Annotated in this window: 23 protein-coding genes; 16 read left to right on the forward strand and 7 right to left on the reverse strand. The window is 36.6% G+C overall.

The features are described from left to right. The first annotated feature begins 9 nt into the window (after window positions 1-9). Together PL9214_RS08275 and PL9214_RS08280 are read left to right on the forward strand one after the other, a co-directional pair. Window positions 10-174 carry an endonuclease/exonuclease/phosphatase family protein gene (locus PL9214_RS08275; protein ID WP_186440310.1) on the forward strand — a complete coding sequence of 55 codons (165 nt, stop codon included), beginning with the start codon at window positions 10-12 and terminating at the stop codon, window positions 172-174. Between the two features lie 41 nt (window positions 175-215). Beyond that, window positions 216-1154 (forward strand): C1 family peptidase, encoded by a 939-nt coding sequence (locus PL9214_RS08280; protein WP_072718293.1) that lies wholly within the window; start codon window positions 216-218, stop codon window positions 1152-1154. Window positions 1155-1260: 106 nt separating this feature from the next. On the opposite strand, the gene PL9214_RS08285 is transcribed toward PL9214_RS08280, so the two are convergent. Together PL9214_RS08285 and PL9214_RS08290 are read right to left on the reverse strand one after the other, a co-directional pair. Continuing rightward, entirely contained in the window at window positions 1261-2097 is an 837-nt protein-coding gene (locus PL9214_RS08285) for a metal ABC transporter permease (RefSeq protein ID WP_072718294.1), read from the reverse strand. A gap of 103 nt (window positions 2098-2200) precedes the next feature. Then, complete coding sequence (locus tag PL9214_RS08290) at window positions 2201-2965, reverse strand: metal ABC transporter ATP-binding protein (protein ID WP_072718716.1); 765 nt, start codon at window positions 2963-2965, stop codon at window positions 2201-2203. Between the two features lie 151 nt (window positions 2966-3116). Here PL9214_RS08290 and PL9214_RS08295 point away from each other — a divergent pair, with 151 nt between their 5' ends. Continuing rightward, window positions 3117-4103: a metal ABC transporter substrate-binding protein gene (locus PL9214_RS08295; RefSeq protein WP_367400267.1), complete on the forward strand. Its 987-nt coding sequence runs from the start codon at window positions 3117-3119 to the stop codon at window positions 4101-4103. A gap of 28 nt (window positions 4104-4131) precedes the next feature. On the opposite strand, the gene PL9214_RS08300 is transcribed toward PL9214_RS08295, so the two are convergent. Continuing rightward, window positions 4132-4569: a DUF29 domain-containing protein gene (locus PL9214_RS08300; RefSeq protein ID WP_072718295.1), complete on the reverse strand. Its 438-nt coding sequence runs from the start codon at window positions 4567-4569 to the stop codon at window positions 4132-4134. A gap of 134 nt (window positions 4570-4703) precedes the next feature. Here PL9214_RS08300 and PL9214_RS08305 point away from each other — a divergent pair, with 134 nt between their 5' ends. The 13 genes from PL9214_RS08305 (at window position 4704) to PL9214_RS30540 (ending at window position 16019) form a co-directional block, all read left to right on the forward strand. Continuing rightward, window positions 4704-5183, forward strand: coding sequence for a DUF29 domain-containing protein (locus tag PL9214_RS08305; RefSeq protein WP_072718296.1), 480 nt, complete (start codon window positions 4704-4706; stop codon window positions 5181-5183). 165 nt (window positions 5184-5348) lie between these two features. Next, on the forward strand, window positions 5349-5621 hold the full coding sequence (locus PL9214_RS08310; protein ID WP_072718718.1) for a hypothetical protein: 273 nt from the start codon (window positions 5349-5351) through the stop codon (window positions 5619-5621). Next, window positions 5587-6030, forward strand: coding sequence for a type II toxin-antitoxin system VapC family toxin (locus PL9214_RS08315; protein ID WP_245824197.1), 444 nt, complete (start codon window positions 5587-5589; stop codon window positions 6028-6030). The genes PL9214_RS08310 and PL9214_RS08315 overlap by 35 nt, the downstream gene beginning before the upstream one ends. A 192-nt stretch (window positions 6031-6222) precedes the next feature. Then, entirely contained in the window at window positions 6223-7191 is a 969-nt protein-coding gene (locus PL9214_RS08320) for a glycosyltransferase family 2 protein (RefSeq protein WP_072718298.1), read from the forward strand. A gap of 129 nt (window positions 7192-7320) precedes the next feature. Continuing rightward, window positions 7321-8022: a glycosyltransferase family 2 protein gene (locus PL9214_RS08325; RefSeq protein WP_083579917.1), complete on the forward strand. Its 702-nt coding sequence runs from the start codon at window positions 7321-7323 to the stop codon at window positions 8020-8022. A gap of 4 nt (window positions 8023-8026) precedes the next feature. Continuing rightward, window positions 8027-8968, forward strand: coding sequence for a phosphoglycerate dehydrogenase (locus PL9214_RS08330; RefSeq protein WP_072718299.1), 942 nt, complete (start codon window positions 8027-8029; stop codon window positions 8966-8968). Between the two features lie 7 nt (window positions 8969-8975). Then, on the forward strand, window positions 8976-9836 hold the full coding sequence (locus tag PL9214_RS08335; protein WP_072718300.1) for an FkbM family methyltransferase: 861 nt from the start codon (window positions 8976-8978) through the stop codon (window positions 9834-9836). 297 nt (window positions 9837-10133) lie between these two features. Further along, entirely contained in the window at window positions 10134-10889 is a 756-nt protein-coding gene (locus tag PL9214_RS08340; RefSeq protein ID WP_072718301.1) for an SDR family NAD(P)-dependent oxidoreductase, read from the forward strand. Window positions 10890-10932: 43 nt separating this feature from the next. Next, window positions 10933-11193 (forward strand): Uma2 family endonuclease, encoded by a 261-nt coding sequence (locus tag PL9214_RS08345; protein ID WP_083579918.1) that lies wholly within the window; start codon window positions 10933-10935, stop codon window positions 11191-11193. A 297-nt stretch (window positions 11194-11490) separates the two neighbouring features. Next, window positions 11491-12006 (forward strand): class I SAM-dependent methyltransferase, encoded by a 516-nt coding sequence (locus tag PL9214_RS08350; RefSeq protein WP_072718302.1) that lies wholly within the window; start codon window positions 11491-11493, stop codon window positions 12004-12006. A 221-nt stretch (window positions 12007-12227) separates the two neighbouring features. After that, window positions 12228-14825: a 6-hydroxymethylpterin diphosphokinase MptE-like protein gene (locus PL9214_RS30040; protein ID WP_083579919.1), complete on the forward strand. Its 2598-nt coding sequence runs from the start codon at window positions 12228-12230 to the stop codon at window positions 14823-14825. Next, window positions 14806-15603: a class I SAM-dependent methyltransferase gene (locus PL9214_RS08365; protein ID WP_072718303.1), complete on the forward strand. Its 798-nt coding sequence runs from the start codon at window positions 14806-14808 to the stop codon at window positions 15601-15603. The genes PL9214_RS30040 and PL9214_RS08365 overlap by 20 nt, the downstream gene beginning before the upstream one ends. 248 nt (window positions 15604-15851) lie before the next feature. Continuing rightward, complete coding sequence (locus PL9214_RS30540; RefSeq protein WP_245824226.1) at window positions 15852-16019, forward strand: hypothetical protein; 168 nt, start codon at window positions 15852-15854, stop codon at window positions 16017-16019. Between the two features lie 12 nt (window positions 16020-16031). Here PL9214_RS30540 and PL9214_RS08370 read toward each other — a convergent pair whose 3' ends face one another. The 4 genes from PL9214_RS08370 to PL9214_RS30045 form a co-directional block, all read right to left on the reverse strand. Continuing rightward, a complete protein-coding gene (locus tag PL9214_RS08370; RefSeq protein ID WP_072718304.1) occupies window positions 16032-20447 on the reverse strand; it encodes a tetratricopeptide repeat protein in 4416 nt (1471 codons plus the stop codon). A gap of 115 nt (window positions 20448-20562) precedes the next feature. Further along, window positions 20563-21954 carry a galactose-binding domain-containing protein gene (locus PL9214_RS08375; protein WP_072718305.1) on the reverse strand — a complete coding sequence of 464 codons (1392 nt, stop codon included), beginning with the start codon at window positions 21952-21954 and terminating at the stop codon, window positions 20563-20565. A gap of 408 nt (window positions 21955-22362) precedes the next feature. Further along, on the reverse strand, window positions 22363-23793 hold the full coding sequence (locus tag PL9214_RS08380) for a sulfotransferase family protein (RefSeq protein WP_072718306.1): 1431 nt from the start codon (window positions 23791-23793) through the stop codon (window positions 22363-22365). Window positions 23794-23879: 86 nt separating this feature from the next. After that, window positions 23880-25829, reverse strand: a complete 1950-nt coding sequence (locus PL9214_RS30045) for a glycosyltransferase family 2 protein (protein ID WP_083579921.1) — start codon at window positions 25827-25829, stop codon at window positions 23880-23882. Window positions 25830-25960 lie beyond the last annotated feature (131 nt).

A 25960-nucleotide genomic window follows, 5' to 3' on the forward strand; every position in this document is an offset into this window, starting at 1 on the left:
TCAAAGCTTATGAAAATTCTCACTTTTAATATTCGTTATGATAAACCAGATCTGGGTAATAATGACTGGAAATTTCGTCGTTATGCGATCGCAAAATTGATTCAAAACCATGACCCAGATATCATTGCAACTCAGGAAGGAAAAGCGCATCAACTCCTAGATTTACATCGATAAATTTTAAGTAAAGGAATCTAACTCAACACCCAGAATAACTCATGAGCCAATATCTTCAGACTCGAAAACTTTCCCTAGTAGACTATGGGAGCCGTAAGGCGGTCAAAGTGGGTGCCTATCGTCCCAGTCCCCTAAATGATCAACAAAAGAAATATAGCACTCACCGTTTTGCTCAAAAAGAACTACCCATTCGGGTGGATTTACGACATTATTTAACGGATGTAGAAGATCAAGGAGAGGTAGGAAGTTGTACCGCTAATGCGATGGCGGGAGCTTATGAATATTTGGCGAAACGAACGTTAGGAGAAGCGGGAGATGTGAGCCGATTATTCATTTATTATAATGCGCGATCGCTTGATGATGAAGTGGATCAAGATGCTGGAACAACCATTTTAAATTGTATTAAAGTCTTACAGGAATGGGGTACTTGTCCTGAGCCTATTTGGCCCTATGATCCCGATGCTGTTTTCGATGAACCTCATCAAGAAGCTTATGATGCAGCTTACAATTTTCGGTTAATGGAAGCGGAAAGAATTCCGGTTGATTTATATGCGATGAAACATTGTTTAGCGGAGGGATATCCCTTTGCTTTTGGTTTGCCTTTATTTGCATCTTTTATGCGCGAAGGAAATAAGGGAATTCCGATGCCTAAACCGGAACAAGAAGATTATATTGGCGGTCATGCAATGTTATGTGTCGGCTATTCTGACCCCTATCAAGTCTTTGTAGTTCGCAATTCTTGGGGAACAGATTGGGGGGATAATGGTTATTGTTATATTCCCTATGAATATTTAGCAAATCCTGCATTTAATGATGGGGATTGTTGGACAGTAAAAAGCGTTACGGATCTCGATTTTAGTGAAGGAGTTTGGTTTGATGATGAAGGAGAAATTATAGAAGATTCGGAGGAATACGAAGAAGAAGAATATGATGAGGATGAGGAATATGATGAAGATGAGGAATATGATGAAGAAGAATAATGTCTTAGAATCAATCTATATATAGGTTGAATATCAAGATTAAAAAGGTTATTTTTTTGTTGATAAAGGGTTAGTGGTGCGTACTTTAGGCTTACGCACCCTAATTTTAATGTTTTATTCTTAATAATCCTTGGGTGGGACTGAATAAAAAGGCTAATACAAATAACCCAAATGTTACTAATACAATAGCAGGGCCGGAAGGGAGATTATAAAAGTAACTTAAGTACATTCCGCTAATACTGGAAATTACCCCAATAATGACACCGAATATCATCACGAGATGGAGACGTTCGACTAATAAATAAGCTGTAGCGGCGGGAGTAATTAATAAGGATAAAACTAAGATGACTCCAACCGCTTTTAAACTGGCAACAATGGTTAAGGCAATTAATCCCATTAATCCTAAATTGAGCAGGTTAACTGGTAAACCTGTGGCTTCAGCACCCAAGGGATCGAAGGTATAAAACAGCAGTTCTTTATAGATTAAGGTAACAACCGCCAGAATAATAATCGTAATAATAAAGGTATCTCTAACATCCTCGACCGTCACCCCTAGAATATTACCAAATAAAAAATGATTGAGGTCGATTTTATTATCTTTTTGAACTAACGTAATTAAGGTAATTCCCAAGGCAAAAAACGCTGAAAATACAATTCCCATGGCTGCATCTTCTTTGATTCGGGAATAAGTTCTAATAATATTCATGCAAATGGTACTCAAAATCCCGGCAATAAATGCCCCAATAAAAATATTAGCATTGAGGATAAAAGCGATCGCTAATCCGGGTAAAACGGAATGACTAATAGCATCTCCTAATAAGGCTAATCGCTGCACCATTAAATAGCTACCGACAACGGCGCAAATAATTCCGACTAAAATAGCAATCGTCAGCGATCGCTGCATGAAACTATATTGTAAAGGTTCAATTAACAGATTGATCATGGGATTTCAACTCAAAAAATTGTAGGGTGCGTCAGCGCTGCGCACGCACCAAATTTTATAAAACATTTATAGCGCGTAGCCCTATAAAACCAGGAAGGAGAGGTTAAGCAACTTTTTCAGCAAAGAAAAATACCCTTCCCCCATAAGCTTTTTGTAAATAATCTTCTTTTAAAACCTGTTGACGATTGCCCGTCGCAATTATTTCTTGATTCAACAAGATTAAATCATCAAAATTAACAATAGATTCCCCTAAATCATGATTAATCACAATCACAATTTTACCCGATGCTGCTAACTCTCGAAATAAACTAAAAATTATGGCTTCTGTTTTTTGATCAATCCCAACAAACGGTTCATCAAAACAAAAAATTTCTGCTTCCTGCGCCAAAGATCTCGCTAAAAAGACACGCTGTTGTTGACCCCCCGACAGTTGACCAATGGGGCGATTTTTATATTCAACCATTCCCACCCGTTCTAACGCCTGAGTTGCAATGCGACGACTCACCCCGGAAAAAGGACGTAACCACCCCGTTTTCCGTACTCTCCCCATCATCACAATATCCCAAACCGTTGCTGGATAGTCCCAATCAATTTGCGATCGCTGGGGAACATAAGCCACTCGTTGGCGTTGCTGACTCAGGGGTTTTCCGCCATACACCACCGAACCCGTCCCCATTGGAACTAAACCCAACATGGCCTTCATCAACGTACTTTTTCCTGCGCCATTAGGGCCAATAATGCCCGTTAGTCGTCCGGGTTGAATGTCCAAACTGATATCTCGAAGTGCTTCCACCCCTCGATAGTTGACGCTGAGGTGATGGACACTGAGAGACTGGTGCAGAGGATGGGGGAATTTTAGACTGTTCATAGCCGTTTGATCCATTGTTATCTGTATTTTATGGAGTGGTTTCCCCATTGACTTCCTGATCACGGAAGAATTTGAGGGGCTACTTTAGGAGGATTATTCTTCTAGTCTACTGCAAAAATGAAAAAATTATGAAATAATTAATGAAAAAATTATGAAAATAGCTGACCGAATGATGAAAATAATCACTCATAAGCCTGTATCTGTAGGATTTTTCAGTGTTTTACTGGGAATAATTTTAAGTGGATTAAGTAGTTGTACTCAATCAATAACCGAAAATTCTGTGAATCAGGATCAACCGAAAGTCGTATCTACCAGTACCATTATTGCGGATTTAACAGAACAGATTGGCGGGGATGAAATTGACCATCAAGGGATTTTACAACCGGGCGCAGATCCCCATGTTTATGAACCTGTACCCCAAGATAGTATTGCTTTAGAAAAAGCAGATTTAATTCTTTATAATGGCTATAATTTAGAACCAGGTTTAATTAAATTAATGAAAGCTGCATCCACCTCTGGAAAAAAAGTAGCAGTGGGAGAAGTGATTAAACCTTTGGATTTTCAATATAAAGGACAAACACAACCCGATCCTCACGTTTGGGGAACCGCTAAAAACGCTATTTTAATGGTTAATAAGATTAGGGATGAGTTAACTATTTTATCCCCTAAAGATAAAAGTATTTTTAATAAAAATTCAGCGAAACTAATTCAAGAGCTAACACAGTTAGATCGTTGGATTCAACAACAAATAGCAACCATTCCTCCTCAAAATCGCAAATTAGTCACAACCCATGATGCGTTTCAATATTATGCTCACGCCTATGGCTTAGAGGTAATGGGGACATTAATTGGGATTAGTACAGAAGAACAACCGAGCGCAAAAACTGTTAAAAATTTATCCGATTCAATTCAAAAAACAGGAGTTCCGGCTATTTTTGCAGAAACCACCATTAACCCTAAATTAATTACAACCGTTGCAGAAGAATCAGGTGTTAAATTAGCACCAGAGCAATTATATTCGGATTCGATTGGTGCTCCAGGGGGTGAGGGAGATACTTATGTTAAAATGTTAGTTAAGAATACAAAAACGATTGTTGAAGCATTAGGAGGAAAATATACCCCTTTTAATCCTAATTAACTTGATACAATGCTATAAGGGTTTTCCATTAGGGGTCAGGCCAAAAGTCAGAACTCATGATTTGTTCTACAGAAAAAGGACAAACTTCAGGAAACTGATCATCGGGTAAATCGGTTTCTGCGATCGCTAAATCTCTAGCTTCTGACCAACTTTCATTCAAAGCTTCCTCTAAACGGGATTTTAAACCTGGATTTCGCCTCAGTAGTTTAGTAATAGCGGTGCGTTGAACACGGATAGTCGCCCGCCAACTGTTTGTCTGTTTCCAATACTGAACCTGCCATTTCAGTAAATGAGCAATTAACTGTATGAAGCGAGATTCAAGTTGGTCATAATGGCGATTTCCCAAGTCTTCTAACTCCTCAATGAGATGAGCTAAATCTAGTTGCTCAAATTTCCCTTCCCGTAGAAGGTTAGATTGCTGGTAAACCCAGCTATAGAAGTCCTGTTCGTAAAGGGTTATACTCATGGGATATACTCGAACAGAGGATTAATATTTTGTTGATCATAGATTAACATAACGAATTAGGGGATGCGATGGGCTCCGCCCAGCCAAAGGCGATCGCTAATCAAGGTTAAGCATTTAGAGACAGAGAAAAAAATATGGAAAATTTAGTTAAACATCAACTTCAAGACTTGTATCAAACCGACGATTATTTATGGTTACAAAAAACCATTGAAATATTAAAAATAAAAAATTTTAACAATTTAGATTTAGACAGTTTAATTGAGGAGTTAGAAAGTTTGGGAAGAAGCGAATTTAACAAAGTTAGAAGTCTTTTAAGGCAGATTATTATTCATTTACTTTTGTTGGAATACTGGGAGCAAGAGTATGAGCAAAACTATCGGCATTGGCAAGCAGAAATTATTGCTTTTAGAGATGATTTAAGTCATGAATTAACGACGACATTAAAAAACAAGCTAATTCCAGAATTAGACTCTATCTATCAGGTTGCTGTGAGTTTAGTTAGTAAAAAAACAGGTTTATCTCAAAGTCTATTTCCGACTGTTTGTCCTTATTTATTTGAACAATTATTAGAAGATAATTGGTATCCCCCAAATAATTTAAACCGTATTAATTAACAGAAGTTTTCATGCCTAGAGTTAGTGTTATTATTCTAACGTATAATTTTGATCGCTTTCTTCGGTGAAGCGTTTGTATGTTAACATAAAGCAAGGGATTCTCTGTCTAAGTCTGGGCGGGGATTGTTTCGAGGTCTAACTCGCATGGGAGAAAGAGGGGACTTTATGCAGTCAATAAGGGGTATTTTTAAAGATGGGGTAGTTCATCCCAGTGAACAAGTTTCTTATGGCGAATTTCACCCAGTTATTATCATATTCTTGGATACACCGACAACTGCTACAACAGTAGGTGTATCATCGGATGAATCTGAATCTGGGTGGGACAGGTTGTTATCGGTTATAGAAGATTGTCAAATGGAAACGGGAATACCTGATTTAGCAGATCAACACGATCATTATTTGTATGGTACACCTAAGCACGATGATCAAGGGACATAAAGTTTTTGTGGATACATCGGCTTGGATAGCTTTGATTAATCAGAGTGATCATCTCGCGGCTCAATCTGAACAAATTCTGTTGAAACTTAAGCAACAGAAGATTACTTTAGTGACAACAGAGTTTGTTTTGTTAGAAGTAGCTGATGCTTTATGCAGTACGAATTTGCGCCAGAAAACTTATGCTTATATTAATGGGATTAAAAAGGCGACCGATGTGATTCAAGTTATCCCTTTAGATCCAAATTTGTTGGATAAAGGTTGGGCGATTTACCATCAGTATTCTGACAAAGATTGGGGGCTAACGGATTGTATTAGTTTTGTTGTGATGAGGCAAGAAGGTATTACTGATGCGTTTACATCTGATCGACATTTTGAGCAAGCTGGATTTACTAAATTAATGGTGACTTAGGGCTAATTTGGATAGCCTGTTGATCAGCTAATAGTGGCTTGATTTAGTCAGCTACATCTTCCTAAATCTACTTTGGTCAGGGGGGGTTTATCTTTTGGGGCGATCGCATTTATCAGAAAATTTTGAACAATTATTAGAGAATAACTGGTATCCCATAAATAATTTAAACCGTATTAATTAACAGCAATTTTAATGGCTAGAGTGAGTGTAATTATTCCGACTTATAATTGCGATCGCTTTCTTCCTGAAGCGATTGATAGTGTTTTAATGCAGACCTATCAAGATTATGAAATTATTGTTATTGATGATGGTTCAACGGATGAAACTCGTCAAGTTTTAGAGTCTTACCAGAATAAAATTAGATATTTTTATCAACAGAATCAAGGTTCGGCTGTCGCTCGTAATTTAGGGATTAAACAAGCTAAGGGTGAATTGATTGCCTTTTTAGATGCGGATGATTTTTGGATTGTACCAGAAAAGCTGGCAGAACAAGTTAATTGTTTTGAGCAACAACCGAGTCTGGGTAGTGTGCATACAGGCTGGCAAATTGTTGATGCAGGAGGTGATAAAATTATTGATGTGGAACCTTGGCGTGAGATTCCTGATCTGAATTTGGAAAGTTGGTTAATGTACAAACCTGTAAAAACCAGTGGAATGATAATCCGACAAAACTGGTTACAACAGGCGGGGGGGTTTGATGGGGAGTTGCGCCAGTCCCATGATGTTGATTTGGTGTTGCGTTTAGCGTTAATAGGATGTGAAGCAGCTTGGTGGCGACGGGTGGCGGTGGGCTATCGCAGGTATGGGGGGAACACGACTAGAAACACCCAAACTCAAGCTGAATGTCTGCTGAATGTGTTAAATAAATTTTTTGCTCATGGGGATTTACCCGAACCTATTCAAAAAATAGAGTCGCAAGTGCATTATCATACTTTAGTGTGGATTGCTTGGTATCAGTATGAGCAAGGATTTTATGACGAGATGGCTCGATTTCTCAACAGGTCTTTAGAATATAGTCCCTACTACAAAATGGAAACGATTTCAGACTGGGTAGAGCAGTTTAAAAAGTTTTCTATTCAAAATGGTTTAAATTTTGATATTTGTTTGTTGATGGATTTACCGGATTGGCAACAACTTATGTTTAGGATTATGGAAAACTGAAGGTATATTAATGTTGAAAGTTTTAAGTCTTGACTTTCCGAAAATAAGCTATTGCTCTAAAAAAAACTAGCTCCGCACCGTTTGCACAGATTCCTATACTAACTCTAATACTCGGAACAGATAACGATTATGATTAAATACTCTATTGTGATCCGATGTTATAACGAAGAACAACATATAGGACGCCTGCTCAGTGGCATCATTGAGCAAAGTGTGCGGGATGTTGAAATCATCTTAGTAGACTCTGGGTCTACGGATGCCACCGTTGCTATTGCCTCCCGTTATCCTATCAAACTTTTGTCAATCCAGCCCCAGGAATTTTCCTTTGGTCGAGCCCTAAATCTGGGGTGTCAAGCTGCCACAGGGGATATCATTGTGATTGCCAGCGCCCACGTTTACCCCGTTTATCGGGACTGGATCGAGCAACTGTTAGTTCCCTTCCGTGACCCCAAAATTGCCCTAACTTATGGGAAACAACGGGGAAATCAACAGAGTAAATATTCTGAACATCAAGTCTTTGCTAAGTGGTTTCCTGATGAGTCTCACTGGTATCAAGACCATCCCTTCTGCAATAATGCTAACGCTGCGATTCGCCGTTCTCTGTGGCAACAACTGCCCTATAATGAAACCCTAACAGGTTTAGAAGATTTGGATTGGGCTAAACGGGTACTGGGACTTGGCTATCAACTTGCTTATGTGGCAGAAGCAGAAATTGNGATTGGAGAGCGACCGTTTATGTTTGAAATTGAACGATTACAAGCGGTGGATATTGATGAAGAATTGGATTTTAAAGTGGCTGAATTGTTGTATAAAGAATTAAATCAGAACTAATAATATGGCTTTTAACGTTTTAATTACCTGCCCCCATTTACAAAAAACCATTGATCACTATCGTTCTTTTTTTGCAGAACGAAATATTGAGATTGTGGTTCCTGATATTGTTCAGCAAATGAGTGAAGCGGAACTGTTAGAAATTATTGATCAATTTGATGGGGTAATTGCTGGGGATGATCCTTTTACTGCTAAGGTTTTGGCACAGGGAAAACGCCTCAAAATTGTCGCCAAATGGGGCATTGGTGTTGATTCCATTGACCGGGACGCAGCAAAAGAATTAGGGATTTTGGTCAAAAATACCCCGGATGTTTTTTCCGACGAAGTGGCGGATGTGGCATTGGGTTATATTATCCTATTAGCTAGACACTTACATCAATTAGACCAATCTGTGCGTTCAGGAGGATGGCTACAACTTCCAGGGATGACTTTACGGGGTAAAACCTTGGGTGTTATTGGGGTTGGCAGTATTGGACGGGGAATTGTTAAACGGGGTGTGGCGGTGGGAATGTCAATTCTGGGTTATGATATTATGCCCATTTCTGATGCCGTTCAAGCTGAATTCGGGGTTCAGTCAGTTTCTTTTGAGGAGTTATTACAAGAATCGGATTTTATTGCCTTATCTTGTAATTTGACACCCGAAAATCATCACTTATTAAGTCATCCGCAGTTTCAGTTAATGAAACCGGGGGTACGCTTGGTGAATGTAGCACGGGGGCCATTAATTGATGAAATGGCGTTGATTGCTGCCTTAAAGTCTGGGAAAGTAGCGGGTGCTGCTTTGGATGTATTTGAAGTAGAACCCTTACCCATGAACAGTCCCTTACGTCAATTTGATCAATGTATTTTTGGAACTCATAATAGTTCCCATACTAAAGAAGCTGTATTTCAGGTGAATGAAATGGCGATTCAGAATTTATTACAGGGATTAGGAATTAAGGAGTAAATAAAAAATGATTAATAATGTAATTCAGCTAATGAATATAGACATATTTAAGATCCTAAAACTAAGGCAGAAAATTTTTGGAGATTTGAATTTGTGCGTTGATGCAGGTGCAGCCGCAGGAATATATTCCAAGAAAATGTTTAACATCAATCCTCAAGCTAAAGTATATGCCTATGAACCCTTTCCGGGGAACTGGATTCACCTAGAAAATACATTGAAGGAATATCAAACTGTCAAGATTATCAAGAAAGCTTTATCTGACAAGAAAGAAACAAGAAAGCTATATGTTTCATCAGTTGTGAGCGAAGGCAATCAGTCTTTTGCTAAAGATATGATAGGTTACTCATCAGTGGGTACTTTTTGGGGTAATGCGGATAGGTCTAAAACAGTAATAGATGTAGAGTGTACAACTCTTGATGAAGAAATTCAGGCTGGTATAATAAACTTTTTAAAGATGGATGTTCAAGGTGCTGAACCTTTAGTATTAAACGGTTCTAAACAGGCTCTTGAACGAGGGATAGAAATGATGTTTATCGAGTTTTCATTTCAACCTCATTTGCTACAAATATTACAAAAGCATCAATACGTCTGCTTTGATACTGGATATGTTTTTTCTTCTAGCTCAACAATGACTGAACTGTTAGATGTAGGTTTTAGAGATTTGAAGAATGTTACTCTTTCTACTGGAGATACTGTATTTACAGCAAAGTTTCATGGAGATTATGCTCAACTACAATCTTCTGAATTTAAAAAAACATTAAAAATCGGCTGGCTGCAAACAGATTTAATTTGTGTCAGTCTTGATTATCTCAAAAAGTTTTTCTATATCATAGCAACAGAACTAGGCTCGAAAATTGAAGATAAATAAATCAGTTTTTGTTATTACATGAGTTTGAAAAACGGATTTTTTTGATAAGTCATTACTCAAGGTAAGAGCATTAAATTAGTCATAGAAGTTGTTAGTACAAATTGGCAAGATGATTATTTAATGAAGCTCGGAGAATATATGGTCAATTTATTTAGAAGTCAAGATTTCTTGCGATCGCTAACTTTCCCAGAATTCAACTTAATGGCAGAACAGATATTTGAAGTGGGTCAATAATTCCGATCAGGTTAATGTTATCGTGGGGTATGAGTTAGAAGAGGCAAGTATTTTAAAAACGTAATGACTAAATTAGTAGTTTTAATTACAGGAGTTTTAGGCGGTATTGGTAAGGCGACTGCCCAGTTGTTTCACAGAGAAGGGTGGTATGTGGTCGGTGTCGATCAAGGCAGTATGGCTGATTCTGCGGTGGAAATAGATAGGTTTTTTCAAGCTGATGTGGCTGATGTGTTGGCTTGGGAGGAGATAGCCCAGAAGTTGACACCGGAGTTGGGTCGGGTTGATGCTTTGGTGAATAATGCTGCGCTCCAAGTTTGTAAACCTTTGGTGGAAACAACACCAAAGGAATGGGATCGGGTGATGGCGGTCAATGTCCGCTCCGTTTATTTGGGGGTACGTCAGCTTTATCCTTTGATGAAATCTCAGGGAGGAGCTATTGTGAATGTGAGTTCGGTTCATGCGATCGCTACTTCTGGGAATATAGCGGCTTATGCGGCTAGTAAAGGGGCGATGTTAGCGTTAACGAGAGCCTTAGCAATTGAGTTAGCCTCTAATCATATTCGAGTCAATGCCGTGCTTCCGGGTGCAGTAGATACACCCATGCTGCATTCGGGGTTGAGTCGGGGGCATTTACAAGGAGATAATATGCTAGATCTGGTGGAACAGTTGGGGTCTAAGCACGTTATGGGCCGTGTGGGTCAGCCTCAAGAAATTGCTCAAGCGATTTATTTTCTGGCCGATCACAGTCGCTCTTCGTTTATGACAGGTCAAGGGTTAGTTGTGGATGGGGGGGCAACCTGTCGGTTAAGTACAGAGTAAAAATAAAGCACTAGACTAACCAAACGTTGTTAGGAGGTAAAAAATGGTTGCGGTTAATCAAATTCAAACAAAAATCACCTTAGAGGATTTTTTAGAATTTCCTGAAACTAAACCTTCTAGTGAATATATTAATGGAAAAATAGAACAAAAACCAATACCACAGGGAGAACATAGTCTGATTCAAACTTATTTATCTGCAAAGATTAATGAAGTCGGAAAAGCAAATAAAGCAGCCTTAGCTTTTACAGAATTAAGGTGTACTTTTGGTGGACGTTCTCTAGTAATTGAGTTGGCTTGTATATGACCCGGGTTAATGCAGTTTTGCCCGTTGCGATAGGAACTCAAATGTTGTATGCTTAGTTGAATCGCAGAGGTTTACAGAGCAGAAGTGGTAAATGTGGTATTGCGCTATATTATCCTCTTAGCTAGACATTTACATAAATTAGATCAATCTGTGCGATCAGGAGGATAGCTACAACTACCCATGAATATCGCCTTACGTCAATTTAACCAATAGGAGGAAATTAACAAATGATTAATAACATAATCAAGCTTCAATTTTTTATTTTTTAAAACAATCAAAACATAAGGTATCCATATCATGTATCACTTAGGATACTACGAAGATTATTTAAGATTAAGACAACAATATCCAAATTTTCATTTCGATTATCCTAGAGATTGGTCTCTTAAGGAATATGGGACTCTTTGGATATTCGATACAATCAAGTCTAATCGTGCAAAGAAAGTATTAGAAGTTGGATGTGGATATGACACATTTTTTGCTAAAGAAATGAAAAGTATAGGAGTTGACTACTGGTATATAGATAAATCAAACAATTATCTGGGCATAGGAAAAGACGATAAGCGGTTTTATAATGCTGTTGAAGAAAGAAAAAAATATGGTGCGACTTTTATTGACGGTTTACTCGGATCGCATCACTCTAACTTACCCGATGAATATTTTGATCTAGTTTTTAGTATTTCTGTTATAGAGCATATCAGTGATGAAGTTATACCAACTGTAGTTAATGAAATTAAGCGTATATTGCTTCCAGGAGGTTGTTCCGCTCATTCTATCGATATTTATCCCAGAAGTACCAAAGCTAAATCTTAGCATATTTATAATAAAAAAGCAGGATTTTATGTACCATTACCATATTATGATCGGTGGGAATTTGAAGGAAAGTACACAACTTTCATTGAAAATCCTAAAGTTCGCCATCTAATATATAACGGCATATCAAATAATGACCCAATCGATAAAGCACCTTATGTTTCGCAGTTTGCAACCACACTTTGTCGTAGTTTTAAACCAGAACTTATTAAGCAATAATTATGAATGCTAAAACTATTTCAATCATTACTCCGAGCTTTAATCAAGCTCGATTTTTACCAGAATGTTTAAATACTGTAGCTATTCAAACATTCAAACCTCTAGAACACATAGTTTTAGATCCTGGTAGCAGTGATGGTAGTCGAGAAATTGCCGCGCAGGCTAAGAGTGTCACCCTAGTTGCCGAGCCGGATAAAGGTCAGTCTGATGCTATTTGCAAAGGCTTTGCTATGGCATCTGGAGATGTATTGGGATGGTTAAATTCAGATGATCGCTATCCAAGTGACTCCATATTACAGTTAGTGATGGATAGATTCAACCAACCAGATCGACCAGATGTTGTCTATGGCAAATCTCAATTCATAGATGAGAAAGGAGAATTTATCAAAAAAGCATTTGTCAATCCTAATGTTGAAAAACTCCTTGATACTCTTCACTATCAGGTAGGTATCATTCAACCATCTGTTTTTATACATAGAAGGGTTTTTGAAGGGGTTGGTGGTCCCAGCGATATTTACAACTACACAATGGATTATGAGTATTGGGTTCGCATTCATCAAGCAGGATTTAAATGGGCTTATTTAGATTGTTTGTTATCAGAACATCGTTGGTGGCCGGGAATGAAAACTGCTGGTCAACGAGGCCCTAGTTTAATAGAACACTTAAAAACCGTGTGGCATCATTTTGGCTATGTTCATAGTCGTTGGGCGCAACGATACGCAGAGTTTTTAGTGAATGGTACTGATGGTATTATTAACGCCGGTCAAGATTTAGGGCAAACCAAGCATCTTGTTGACAAGGTAAAAGCTCAAATTTTAAATGATTATAATGGTTGTTATTCTTCTTATAAGATTATTTTTGAAAATCGGAATAAGCAACCTTGGAAAGAAACTTATGAAGAAATGAAACGGCTTAATGTTTTTGATAAGCCTATTGTTCAACCCGTTTCTAATTATAGTTATTTAAAGAATTTGCATACCAGAACTATGCCTGTGAAAAAAGCAAAAGGAATAGCATGGGATACATGGTTAACTGTTAATGAAAATGAAGACTATTTTTGGCGTTACCAAGTTAGCAATAATTTCGATTGGCTTTTTTCTATTAAAGCAATTGAAAAAGAGTTCTCTAAAAGTACACAGTTTTTAGAGGTTTTATCACGTCAACGCAAGCGAGATACTTGTGTAGTTGTTGGCAACGGGCCGAGTTTACAAGAAATCAATTTGGATTTGTTAGATGATCAAGATGTAATAATTTCTAATTATGCTTACTATAATCAAAAATTGCTTAAGTATGCTCGTTATTTAACTATAGTAAATCACTTTGTTGCAGAACAAGCCTGTTATGAAATAAATTCCCTGAAAAATGTAATTAAGGTTTTTCCTTTCTGGTTAAGCTACTGCTTAAACAGGAGTGAAAATACCTTATTTTTAAATGCAAATCTCAGACCAGAATTTAGTAAAGATGCAATAGAATGGATATCTTGGCGTTCAACTGTAAGTTTTTTTAACTTACAGTTGGCTTATACTTTAGGTTATAAAAAGATTCTTTTAATCGGCTTCGATCATAGCTACAAACAAGCCTCTAATCTTGTAGAAGGTGATGTAATCGACCAGAAAGATGACGACAAAAATCACTTCGATCCAAATTATTTTAAGGGAAAAAAATGGCAAGCAGCCGATGTTGATAATATGGAAGCAAGCTATCGTCTTGCTAAGGAAGCTTATGAAGATAATTCCAGAGAAATAGTCAACTGTACGGTAGGAGGAAAACTTGAGATTTTCAGGCGTGCAAAACTAGAAAATGAACTTAGGAGTCATACAAAATACACACTCGTTTCATTATTTAATGGCATTAGTGAAGATGAGTGTCAAAAAAAAGAAGAATCTATTTTAAATGATTCCTCTCAAATAATTCTTAAGTATAAGAATAAACATAAAGGTGAACGTTGTGTAATTATTGGTAATGGCCCTAGTTTGAACAACATGGATTTATCTTTTCTTAAAAATGAAATTTCTTTTGGTTTAAATAGAATATATTTAGGATTTGAAACATTTGACTTTATCCCTACATACTATGTCGCTGTTAATGACTTGTTGATCAAACAAAGTTATATTGAAATCTCTAAGATTCCTTGTACTAAATTTATCAGCAATAGAGGAATTAAATATTTACAACCTCAAGAAAATTTGATTTTTATTAAGACGCATCCTTATTCTGGGTTGAATTTTAGTGTGGATTTATTACAAGGGTGTCAAGAAGGATCAACAACAACTTACATTGCTATGCAGTTAGCATATTATATGGGTTTTGATACTGTTATTTTGATTGGGGTAGATCATAGCTATTGCAAAACAGGAATTCCAGGACAAGAAGTGATTTATTTAGAACCCGATCTCGATCACTTTAGCTCTAATTATTGTAGTACAGGAACAAAGTGGAATATGCCAAGTTTGACAGAATGCGAAAAATATTATAAAATAGCTCTTGCTAAGTTCTGGCTTAATAAACGTCAAATAATTGATGCCACTCTAGGTAGCCGATGCCACGTTTTTATCAAGAAAAGTTATAAGGAGGTTTTTAATGGAACGAGTTACAGTTAACGACAAATCCTTATCGCAAAGACAATTTAATTCCTCTGAGTCAGCTAGCAAGATTTCTATGCCCGAAAAGTGTGTTGTTTGCAATTCATCCTATGTATCCTTTGTAAAGGAATTACCTACTAAGCAAAACAAGATAGTCGATCTTTTTTATTGCATGGAATGCGAGTCTTTTTTCAGCCCTTTCTCATTACCAAACAAAGTATCTTCTCAACTGGAATGGCATAAGTCTGTTCTTGATCGAAACTTAGAATGGGCAACGGATCTCTTAACTAAGATCCAACAAAAAACATCTATCGATGGTCCTATAATTGATATAGGTTGTGGCATCGGTTCATTATTATTAGCAGCAAAGCAAATAGGGCTTGAAGGTATCGGCTTTGATATTGATGAGGATTCCTGTATCTATGGTTCTACAAAGTACAATTTAAAGCTAGTAGGAACCTATTGGGAGAGGAGCAATTCACCTCAATGTGGTCTTATAACCTGTATTAGCGTTCTAGAGCATATTCACTACCCTAGGCTACTTATAAAAGATTTAGTGAATGTAGCAAAAGAGAATAAGTGTTATTTATATATATCGGTGCCATTTTTAAATCGTGATTGGTGGAAATTCTTAATCACTGACAACTTAAGTAAAGGACATATCTTTGAGTACCCCCATGTTCACGTGACACACTTTTCTAGTAAAGGTTTAGGGACTGTCTGCCGAGAGTTTGGAGCAAAAAGTCTTGACCCCCTCAGAGCTGGGGGATGGTTTGGTTTTTTAGTCAGCTTTTGACCGATTATGATGTGGAATATGCGAAGTTTGATAGAATGGGAAAAATATTATAACCCACATTCCGCAGATATTTAAGCCAATTGAATTTCCCAATAAATTGTAATAAATAAATGCCCAAATGATTGCCATATAATGATTCAGGCTATTTTTAATGTAGGATAATAACTGAAGTAGTTGAAAAAATAAAAAGATGAAACCCCCCTAGAAGCGATGGAAATCGTAAATAAGGAAATCAGGAAGAAGAAGAAATGAAAGCGATAAAAATAGTGCATGGATACTCAAGAGATAAAAGACCAGATCTGAAACAATTTATAATAGATATGGTGGGAAGTGGAGACGGAGATGTGCCATTTTTTTTTAAAATAGATGACGGAAACGCCGATGATAAAAGCGTATTTGTAGAAAGACTGAACTGAACTATAGTATTTTCAGATCTCAAAACTCTTCTGAAGACAAAACTTTAATCTTTGCTGTATTTCAGATGAGTCGGGCTTTATTTCCAGTGCTTTTTTATAACAGTCAACTGCTTCTTTAAATAATTGATTTTGTTGATATATTTGGCCTAATCTTTGATGCCCATAAAAGTAGTTAGGTTCTATTTCGACACAGTGATGATAAGAATCTATTGCTTTAGGTAAGTTACTTTGTTCAAGATAAATGTCGCCTAAACCTCTCCAAGACCAATAATGTTTCGGACTGATTTCTAATGCTTTTTGATAGGAAGATAAAGCTTCTTTATATTTTTTTTGCTGCAAATAAACTTCACCGATTCGATGATATATTTCTGGATGACTTGTACTTAATTTTGCTGCCTTCAAAAACTCCTCAAGTGCTTTTGTCAAATTTCCTTCTCGCTCTAGTTTGATACCTGCATCTAAGTGAGTCTTGAAAGAAGATGAAGATTTTTTAGTTGATTTATTTGACACTTGCTTGGGGAACTTTCTTGGTCTTTTTGTTATTTCTAAATAGCTATAAGTTAAAGATGCTTGGCTCAAAACTTTATAAAATTTCTGTCGAATTTTTGATCCATTATGATGTTCAAAAGAAAATTTCTGAGCACATTTACTGAGTTCTTTGCCAAAATCATAATTGTTAATTAATTGCCTTATTGCATCCATTAACTGAACTTGATTTCGCTCAGTTACTAATTGAACACAGTTAGTCTGAGCGGCATACTCAACTGTTGCTACTTCTAAAGGTCCATAAACTATAGTGGGAACTCCCGAGGCCAAACATTCAGGTAATTTATTTGCTATCGAATACTTTGTATAAACAATGCTATTGAAATCAAAATTATAAGCAACAATTAAAGCATCAGCACTTTTGAGCAATTGATAATAATCTTCTTGTGATAAGTTTGCTTCATAAATAGTTGTGGCTGTAAATTTTGCAAAAGCTTTAATGGCTTTTTCTTGCCAATGTTTCATCGTGTATATCTCTAATTTAACAGGTAAAGTATCGGCTAATTTCTCAACCACCTCAACCAAATCGGATATGCTATAAAAATTCATTTCATCAGATAAACCACCAACATAGCGAACTTTAAAAGTTTTTCTCTCATCTTGCTCTAACTCTGTTTTTGAATTATTTTCAGAATTTAACCAATCATTAACATCAATGCAATTGGCGATTGGAACGAAATCTAAACCATAGCGCTCTTCAAAAGCTTCTGACATCTTTTCACCAATACTCAGGCGTATCGCAGAGTTTTTTAAAAGAGCATGAAAAGATTTGTTTAATTCTGTATAAAGCTCTGAATTCTGCTGAGATAATCTACCCATCCAATCATCCATAACATGAGTAACTAATGGTACTTTCAAATCAGTAATAATTTCACAGGCTAAATCATAAAATTCAAGATTATCTGAAACGGGACGATAATAAATTATACTAGGATTAAAATTTTTGCATTCTCTAACCAAACTATCTCGATCTGAAAAAGTTAATTCCTCTAACGATTCCTTGCCTTTTGAAAATAACTTAAACTCTTTGTTGTCCCGAACGTATAGCTGTAACCAATTGTCGGCAGGATATTCAGCCAGTAATTTTTCCTTAATTTGACCGGTGGCTGACATGGAGCCAGTTTTAATCCAGTCAATCAATAAAAGACGAGGATAACGTTGATTTTGACGTGCTAAACACTCACCTAAATTTTCATAAACCTGACTGGGTTGTTTAGGGTCTATTTTAATACCTTTCTCATAGGCATAGATGGCTTTGTCAAATTTGTTTTGGTTGAATAAAACATTCCCCAAGTTGATAAAAGAACTGCTATCTATCTTTGGATAAAATTCTTTAAATATTTCCTTATAATCCTGCTTAGGAAAAACTTGACAACGACCCTTAACTGTGGCATCAATAATCCTCCGACCACTTTCCTCAAATACCTGCTTGGCAACCTGATAACTTTTTTCCGAATTTTCCAAATCAGGTAACTGCCATGTTAATCCTTTACCGAAATAATCAGGATCAAAATGATTGGGATCATCCCCATCAGAAATGATCGCTTGGCCTGGAGTTCCCTGGGTCACAAAATGATGATCGACTCCTATCAAAATTACCTCATTAAACCCCATATAATAAGCTAACTGCATCGCCACATAAGTGACTGTAGAGCCTTCAGTTAAACCGACATCAGGATGCTTACTAAAGAGTTCCCCTGGAGAGGGGAAAGTTTTGATAAACATCATATCATCCGTAGGAGAAAAATAGGTAATCCCCCGATTCCCAATAAACTTAGGACAAGGGATCTCGCGAATTTCATCAACACTTTGTTCAATTACAAAGGGATTAACGGCTACATAATAAGTGGGTAAAAACTCCCAACGTTCAAACCCTAAATAAATCTTATTGGTTGCAAAACAAATTTCATGCTTCAGAAATGATAAATCCATTTCGTTTAAACTAGGGCCATTGCCAATAATGACACAGCGCTGACCTAAATGTTTATTATGAAACTGCCTAATTTTTTCCTGAGATTTTTCCAGCATCGCCTTGACTATTTCTGAGTCTAATGCAGTTTCCCAAGACTCTAAAGCTTTCTCTTTTCGCTGTTCCCGCCAAAGAATCAAACTATCATTGATTTGGATGTTTTCTACTTCATCTGGGTTTAAAGTCCATACATTCATCTGTAACTTGGACGGCTGATTCAGATTTTCACTGGGATAAACCCATGCTGTGCTACCTAAAATCGTAGTATCACCGTACTTATCGTAAGACCTTAACTGTGTTTCGTGAACGTGAACTATTTTGATGTAATTACATGGATTATATACCTTAGCACCATGAACTGAAAACAAGTAGGCAATTTTATTATCACACCGAGGCAATCCCAAAGGAACTGACAAAGATTTTTTCAAAGATTCAGTAAACTTATAGTCTCCACAAACCGCCCAAACATCCTGAGATTGATGGGGATTTTTATGCAAAGTTTGTTCTGAACCTTTTTGTTCATGACGGCTGAGGGCAATAAAAGCATTAGGGTTAGTAGAAAATATGTCTCTAAGCCATGAAATAGATTGATCTAAGTAAATATCAGTGTTTGCCAAAACTGATATATTATCAGTAAATCTTGCCTGTGTTAATTTTACCCAATCCAGATAAGTCACCCGAGAAGACAGCCTGATAATTTCAATCTTAGAATTTTCTAGTTCTGGTTGATAACCATCATCAATCAGTAAGACAATTTTTTCAATTTCAGGACACTCTATATTTTTCTTCAGGCAATAAATCAATTCATCCTGTCTTTCGGGCTGCTTGGCTTTATAATAGGGTGTGAATAATACGATATTCTGAGGGATTACAGTCCGGTAAACCCCAACACCCTTATCCTTTCCTAACTTCCGCAAAACATCCCCCAATTGGTGTCCAGCTACCGCTTGAATTTCAGGATTATTAGGTTCAATTTGTAAAGTGCTTTTATAAAAAGTAATAGCCTGTTCTACTTTGCCCTGATTTTTTAAAGTATTAGCTAACTTCAAAGACATTTCAGCATCTTTGGGGTTAACTTCTAATGCCTTATAATAAGCCTGTAAATCCGTAGGATTCTGTTCAACTGCTCTGTGATAAACTTCAGAAACTTCTTCCGAATATCTCTGAATCTGATGTCGTAGAGCATCGCCTAACTTTTCATGGAATTGTGGCAAATTGGGATCGAGTTTAACAGCAGACCGATAAGCTGCGATCGCACTTTCCCACTCCTCTTTTTGAGCTAAAACATCGCCTAAATTATAAGATGACCAAACAAAATTTGGATCTAACTCAATCGCTTTTTGATAAGCTGCGATCGCTGCTTCTAACTTTTCTTTTTTAACTAAAATATCCCCTAAATTATGATAAGATAACGCAAAATTACCATTCAAATTGATTGCCTTCTGATACTCCTCAGCCGCCTCATCCCAACGTTCTAACGTCCGTAACGCATCCCCTAAATTATTATAAGACCAAGAAAAATCAGGATTCAATTCAATCGCTTTTTGATAAGCTACAACCGCCTCATCCCAACGTTGCAACTTTAGCAAAGCATCGCCTAAATTATGATGAACCTGAGCTATATCCGACTGAAGCGTGATGGCTGTTTCATATACCTTAACAGCTTCTTCCCACTGTTCCAACTTTAGTAACAAATCTCCTAACTCTCGTTGTACCTCAACCCAAGTCGGCGCAATAGTTAATACTTGCTGATAAGCAGCGATCGCATCCTCCCATTTTTCCTGTTCAACTAATACTTTAGCTAGACGATAAGCAGGTTCAGCCGGAGAAACAGATCGACGACGACTTTTAGCCATAGGAGGTACAACTTTGGGACTTTTAACAAAATTTTTAGGTCGCTGCTCAATAATCATAGTCAATTATATATAGTAATCTATAGACAGGGAATAAAACAATAACCCTGTGGCTTGTTGATAAGCTTCAACGGCGGCTTCCACTTCTCCTTGTTGCCAGAGGACATCGCCTAACTTATGATGAACTTCCCATAANCTCGTTAGTATATACTAAGTTCCAGTTTTTACCATCGGACGAGAGCAAAATTCTCAGAGTACGAGCACGATCAGCACAGGTATCTATTCGATTGTAAACTTGTACTTCCGTGAGTAAGTAAATACCTTCTAAATCTACTTGCCACCAAGGATTGACTTCTAGTTTTGTGTGAAAGCTAAATTTTCCGTCTTTAATACCATTGACTGCTGATTGCAATTGATTACAATGAGATGAGTGTGAGCTTTGCTGAGTTGGTTTCCTTAAAGCTACGTTAGGATGGTAACTAATATTATCATTAAATTTTATGAGGATAGTGTTTAAATCTCGTTCAAATTGTAACAATAGATTGATCAAGTGAAAAACAATTTTTTGATCAAGATGCTGATTCAGATTAACAAAACTGTTCAGGAGATTCTCTAAAGTGGCAACAGGTTCTCCACAAACTTCAACTTCATCAATAGGATGATAACTCATATCATTATTAAATTTCATTAAGATAGCGTTTAAACCTCGTTCAAATTGTAACAATAGATTGATTAACTGATTTAAGTTTGAACCTCTATATAAAAATGAAATGTGTTGAGATGGCTTATCAAGTGCTAAGTTTATGCTTTTGATATCAGTATCATCTATATTGTTATAACCCACTTTTTCTTGAATAATTTTAAAGTTTTTTGAGTTACAAAACTCCTGATTCATTTGACTATCATACACTCGGCGTGGTCTAGCAACAATTACATTAGATTTACGCCCACTATCGCCCGTCAGTGTAATATTAGCTATCTTATTTTTGTAATTAGGATCATATTCTAAATTGCAATAAGCGCATATATTTTTTATAAAAGTATCAGGTAACTCTACAAAGTTCTCATATTTGTCTATATAACTATCTGAGAATTCGTCCACGAAAGAAATATATCTAGAACAATATTCTTCAAATGTACCAACTGGTTTATGCCAGTCCCTTTCAGTCATTCCCAACCAGCAATCAATTGGATTTCTCAGTGTTGCTACAGTTTTAATTTTAAACCTTTTTGACAATACTCTCTTTAAGAGAGAATACTTTCTTTGGCTACTAATAAAATCTATATAACTGTGATCCCTAATAATCAGCTTTTTACTATTTTGCTGGCAAACTTGCAGTATATCATTGATTTGATTTGAGAAAAAATCCAAAGCTTGTTGTTGAGAAAAAAAATCATATTTCAATAGTTGCCCAATCGGATCAAAAGCAAAACTTTCATAATGTAGAGGGTGTATTTCACTTAAAAAAACTACATTAGGCATTGCAGCAAGGCATTTACTAATAATGGTTCCACCAGCACAACATAAATGATGTAGAGTGATAATTTCAATTTCTTTTTTTTTCATAACTTAGTTATAAATTCAAACGTAAAGGTTTTATTAATTTTTGCTCAAATTACTAAGAATATATTAAAGGAATGTTTCCTAGTAGAAGCGCATATTCGCTCAAGCGAGAACCAGATGAGTATGAGATCTGCTAAGTTGGTTTCCTTAAAGCTAAGTTGGGATTATAACTATCATAACTCAATCTCATTAGCTTAGTGTTTAAAATTTCGTTAAAATTGTAACAACAGATTTATTAAGTTGACTTTGATGTTGATATTTTTCAGTTCCCTCAAGTAAATAATCAAATCAAGAAATATTCTAGGTAGATGGTCTTAACATATAGCAATCCTATTTGAGTTGTATCCAAAATTTCTGCTCAAAAGGGAACAGGGGTAATACTTCTGGCTGTTTTATATAAGTTTTAAATTATTACAATCTATTTGGGATTGCTAGAGCTTCTGGGGAAACTCCAAATAAATTCTCATAAAGCTCTATATCTTGTTGATATCGCTCACGAACCTTAGCAATCAATTCATTATTATACATTTCATCAGGAAGGGGTAAGGTTTTTTGATCCTTAAGGATTTGCCAGAGTTGATTACCCTTGATTGTCCAAGGTTCATCCAAACTCATTTTTGAATATGGGGTTGAATGTTGACCTACGTTGATTTTAGGAACTTCTATATTTATAGCTTTCTCTAATTTAGGAATATCTTGCTTTAAATTTTCCATCTGAAGGTACATATCATAGTGATTAAACAGCAAAAAATCTACTTGCGGTCTCCAATGCTCATTCAAAAATTGTGATTTTGTTTCATATAAATACTGAATAAAATCTTGAAAAGAAAGGGAGTTTGATTCATCAGAATAAACTATATTAATAACATTTTGGGCAAAAGGTTCATATTGATTAAATTCTGACCTCACTAATTTATCCAGATAAGCACTAACTAACCGTAAAAATGGATTTCTAATAATTACAAACTTAAAATAACTTGTATCCAATAAATCACTATAACTTGACATTAAACTCCATGTAAATTTATTATGTAGATCATGCACATTTAGATTGTCCAAAGTTGCCATATTTTCATATTTTACTAAAACTGACTTAAAAGTTGAACAAGCATTTTTACTAATATAACAGTACATTATTTTTTTTTCCTTAGATACTAAATGGTGTTCCATTGCAAATACACTATTCTGATCCGTTAGCCGCAGTTTAGCTTGTTCCTGTAAATAATTAATTACCAAATTTTTGAGTTCACAGGATTTTACAGGTTCATAGGGCGAGAAGAGATGGCGCTGATACAATCGGATTTCAAAAAGATCTATTCTTTTTCCATCTCTCAACACTACTATCAATTTTAACTGCACTTGCTCTGATAATGTTTTCAGATTTAGTAGACAATCAAAGCCACAAGTCTTACTATAGGGTAAATCCTCATATTGCTTGACTACATGATTCCGTAGAAGGTTGACAGGAGATTGACAGTGGAAGTTGTTGTTAACTTCGACTTCGACAGTTAAAGCTGGGGATTTTTTTCCTAACACCCATCCTCTCAATGGTAATAATCCCCCATCCCACACTTCTGTCTCTTGAGGAGTGTATAAACCAAACCCAACTAAAATTTCCGAAAAATTATCTGCCTGAATTCTGTTAACTTGCCTCACTTCATAACAAGGAATTTGATTGATGTAACGTTTAACTTTTTCCATCTCTAAACTCTCTTTAAGAATTTTAGATTCAGCTTGAAGTTGGGCAATTTCTTCTTGATACTTTTTAAGAGCATCTTGGGGAAAATTATTAGGGATAAGTTCGTGCATAGATTGTTGTTCTGGTTTTTGAGGTTCTGTCATTATTGCTTCCTCCATTTAACTATTAAGTTAATCATTGAAAACCGACTTAGCGTTGATATTTTTCCAGAATAAGTTGAAATTCCTTGTTATGTTTCAATTCCTATTTTTGATAAAATCCATTTCCACTCTTGAGATTGGGTTAGAGCGTAAGAGTCAAAATCATAGCCAAATCCTTTGGTATTATTGGCGAAACTGGTAATCCAGTCAGAAATTGTTTTAGCCCAAGAGTCCGATGTGTAATCCAACGACTTGTGTAAATATTCAGCCATTTCTGGAAGATAGCCGGTGTGGTAAAGTAGCCATGCAATCCACACTAAAGTTTGGTAGCGAGACTGACATTCTAATGCACGCATTGATTCTGGTAAATTAGATTGAGCAAAAAAATTGTCCAACATTTTTTCGGTACATCTTGCCTGTTTTGGGGTATTTCGGAGAGTTGCACTACTTTGATGAATGCGATAGCAAGCTGTAACTTTAGGTAGCCAAGTCGCTTTACATCCCAATGCTACCATGCGTAAAACTATATCAATATCCTCTCCTGCGGTAAGCCGAGAGTCAAATCCTCCGACCTTTTGCAACCATTCCCGACGAAACATCATAGCACTTGGCAATACAGGTTTATATAATAGCCAGGTTTGCTCCGTTAATTCAGAGATACTATGCCACCATTCCACATCTCGAATGACTTCATTATACTCATTAATAATACGAAAACCACTATTGACAATTGCCAAAAACGGCTGAGTATCAAAAATAGCAACTTGCTCTTCTAATTTATGAGGTAAAAACCAATCATCTGCATCCAACAGAGCAATCAACTCACCCCGTGCTAAATAAAGTCCATGATTTCTAGCTTCAGAAACCCCCTGATTCTCTTGATACACATAGCGAATACGTTCTCTGTAGGATTCTAAGACTTTAGAGGTATTGTCAGTGGAACCATCATCCACCACAATCACTTCATAATCACTATAAGTTTGGTTAAAAATACTGTCTAGACTTTGCTGAATGTATTGACCTGCGTTATAAGCAGGAATAATAATACTCACTCGTGGTTTTTTCCAACTCAGAGTATAAATCATCAGTTCTTGCCAAACGGGAGATTGAGTTAGGGAGTAAACATCTAATTCATAGCCATAGGAAGAACAGTTCGTGACCAAAAATTCAATCCAACTGCTAATAATTGAGGCTGGAGTGTTAACGGTATAATTCAGTGACTTACGGAAATATTGCCCCATTTCCTCGAAACGACCTGTGTGGTACAGACGCCACGCTGTCCAAATTAAACTATTGTAGCGAGTGCTATTTTCCAGTTGACGAACAGAGATCGGTAAATCTGCTCTAGCAAAAAAACGATCATATAATCGTTCAAAGGCTTGCGCCTGTCTTGGGGTATTTTGAGTAATAGTTTTGCCGTGTTGTCGATAACAAACCCCTGCTTTTCGTAGCCAGTCTGACTGACATCCCTGCACCACCATTCGTAAAACACAATCAATATCTTCTGCCGGAAATGCCTCGGTTTGAAACCCCCCCACCTGTTCGAGCCAATCCTTGCGAAACAATGTGGCACTGGGCAATAAAGGACGCCACTGTACCCAAGCTTCTAAGTCTAGTTTGGGCAAGCCCTTCCACAATTCTACAGTAGAGATGATTTTGCCTTGTTCGTTAGTCATGTGCCAACCACAAATAACAAGGCCCAGACTAGGTTGAGCTTCAAAAACTCCGACTAATTCTGTTAATATATTGGGCAAAAAAAAATCATCTGCATCTAGGAAGATCACCCACTTCCCTTTCGCTAACCGAATGCCATGATTTCTAGCTTCAGATAAGCCTTGATTATTTTGGTAAACGTAGTAAATACGATCAAAGTAAGGCTGCAAAATCTCACGAGTATTGTCAGTGGAGCCATCATCAATGACAATGATTTCATAGTCCTTAAAATTTTGGTTGATGACGCTTTCTATCGTTTCTCGGATGAAGTGAGCATAGTTATAAGTTGGGATCACAACGCTTACTTTGGGTTGTAGTTTAATCATTAATTAGATTTGACATTGTTGTTTTTTTTAACGGATGAATAGTAAATCGAATTAAAATGATCTATAGCAATCCTATCTGAGTTGTATCCAAAATTTCTGCTCAAAAGGGAACAGCTTAACTGGGAACAGGG

The organism is Planktothrix tepida PCC 9214 (genome assembly GCF_900009145.1).
In the GTDB taxonomy this organism is placed as follows: domain Bacteria; phylum Cyanobacteriota; class Cyanobacteriia; order Cyanobacteriales; family Microcoleaceae; genus Planktothrix; species Planktothrix tepida.

Coding starts and splice junctions, on each gene's coding strand:
- PL9214_RS08275 (WP_186440310.1), top strand. CDS start 10: ATGAAAATTCTCACTTTTAATATTCGTTATGATAAACCAGATCTGGGT.
- PL9214_RS08285 (WP_072718294.1), bottom strand. CDS start 2,097: ATGATCAATCTGTTAATTGAACCTTTACAATATAGTTTCATGCAGCGA.
- PL9214_RS08320 (WP_072718298.1), top strand. CDS start 6,223: ATGGCTAGAGTGAGTGTAATTATTCCGACTTATAATTGCGATCGCTTT.
- PL9214_RS08290 (WP_072718716.1), bottom strand. CDS start 2,965: ATGAACAGTCTAAAATTCCCCCATCCTCTGCACCAGTCTCTCAGTGTC.
- PL9214_RS08335 (WP_072718300.1), top strand. CDS start 8,976: ATGATTAATAATGTAATTCAGCTAATGAATATAGACATATTTAAGATC.
- PL9214_RS08350 (WP_072718302.1), top strand. CDS start 11,491: ATGTATCACTTAGGATACTACGAAGATTATTTAAGATTAAGACAACAA.
- PL9214_RS30040 (WP_083579919.1), top strand. CDS start 12,228: ATGAATGCTAAAACTATTTCAATCATTACTCCGAGCTTTAATCAAGCT.
- PL9214_RS08295 (WP_367400267.1), top strand. CDS start 3,117: ATGAAAATAGCTGACCGAATGATGAAAATAATCACTCATAAGCCTGTA.
- PL9214_RS08365 (WP_072718303.1), top strand. CDS start 14,806: ATGGAACGAGTTACAGTTAACGACAAATCCTTATCGCAAAGACAATTT.
- PL9214_RS08380 (WP_072718306.1), bottom strand. CDS start 23,793: ATGACAGAACCTCAAAAACCAGAACAACAATCTATGCACGAACTTATC.
- PL9214_RS08305 (WP_072718296.1), top strand. CDS start 4,704: ATGGAAAATTTAGTTAAACATCAACTTCAAGACTTGTATCAAACCGAC.
- PL9214_RS08300 (WP_072718295.1), bottom strand. CDS start 4,569: ATGAGTATAACCCTTTACGAACAGGACTTCTATAGCTGGGTTTACCAG.
- PL9214_RS08280 (WP_072718293.1), top strand. CDS start 216: ATGAGCCAATATCTTCAGACTCGAAAACTTTCCCTAGTAGACTATGGG.
- PL9214_RS08330 (WP_072718299.1), top strand. CDS start 8,027: ATGGCTTTTAACGTTTTAATTACCTGCCCCCATTTACAAAAAACCATT.
- PL9214_RS08370 (WP_072718304.1), bottom strand. CDS start 20,447: ATGATTATTGAGCAGCGACCTAAAAATTTTGTTAAAAGTCCCAAAGTT.
- PL9214_RS08315 (WP_245824197.1), top strand. CDS start 5,587: ATGGTACACCTAAGCACGATGATCAAGGGACATAAAGTTTTTGTGGAT.
- PL9214_RS08340 (WP_072718301.1), top strand. CDS start 10,134: ATGACTAAATTAGTAGTTTTAATTACAGGAGTTTTAGGCGGTATTGGT.
- PL9214_RS30540 (WP_245824226.1), top strand. CDS start 15,852: ATGAAAGCGATAAAAATAGTGCATGGATACTCAAGAGATAAAAGACCA.
- PL9214_RS08345 (WP_083579918.1), top strand. CDS start 10,933: ATGGTTGCGGTTAATCAAATTCAAACAAAAATCACCTTAGAGGATTTT.
- PL9214_RS30045 (WP_083579921.1), bottom strand. CDS start 25,829: ATGATTAAACTACAACCCAAAGTAAGCGTTGTGATCCCAACTTATAAC.
- PL9214_RS08310 (WP_072718718.1), top strand. CDS start 5,349: ATGCAGTCAATAAGGGGTATTTTTAAAGATGGGGTAGTTCATCCCAGT.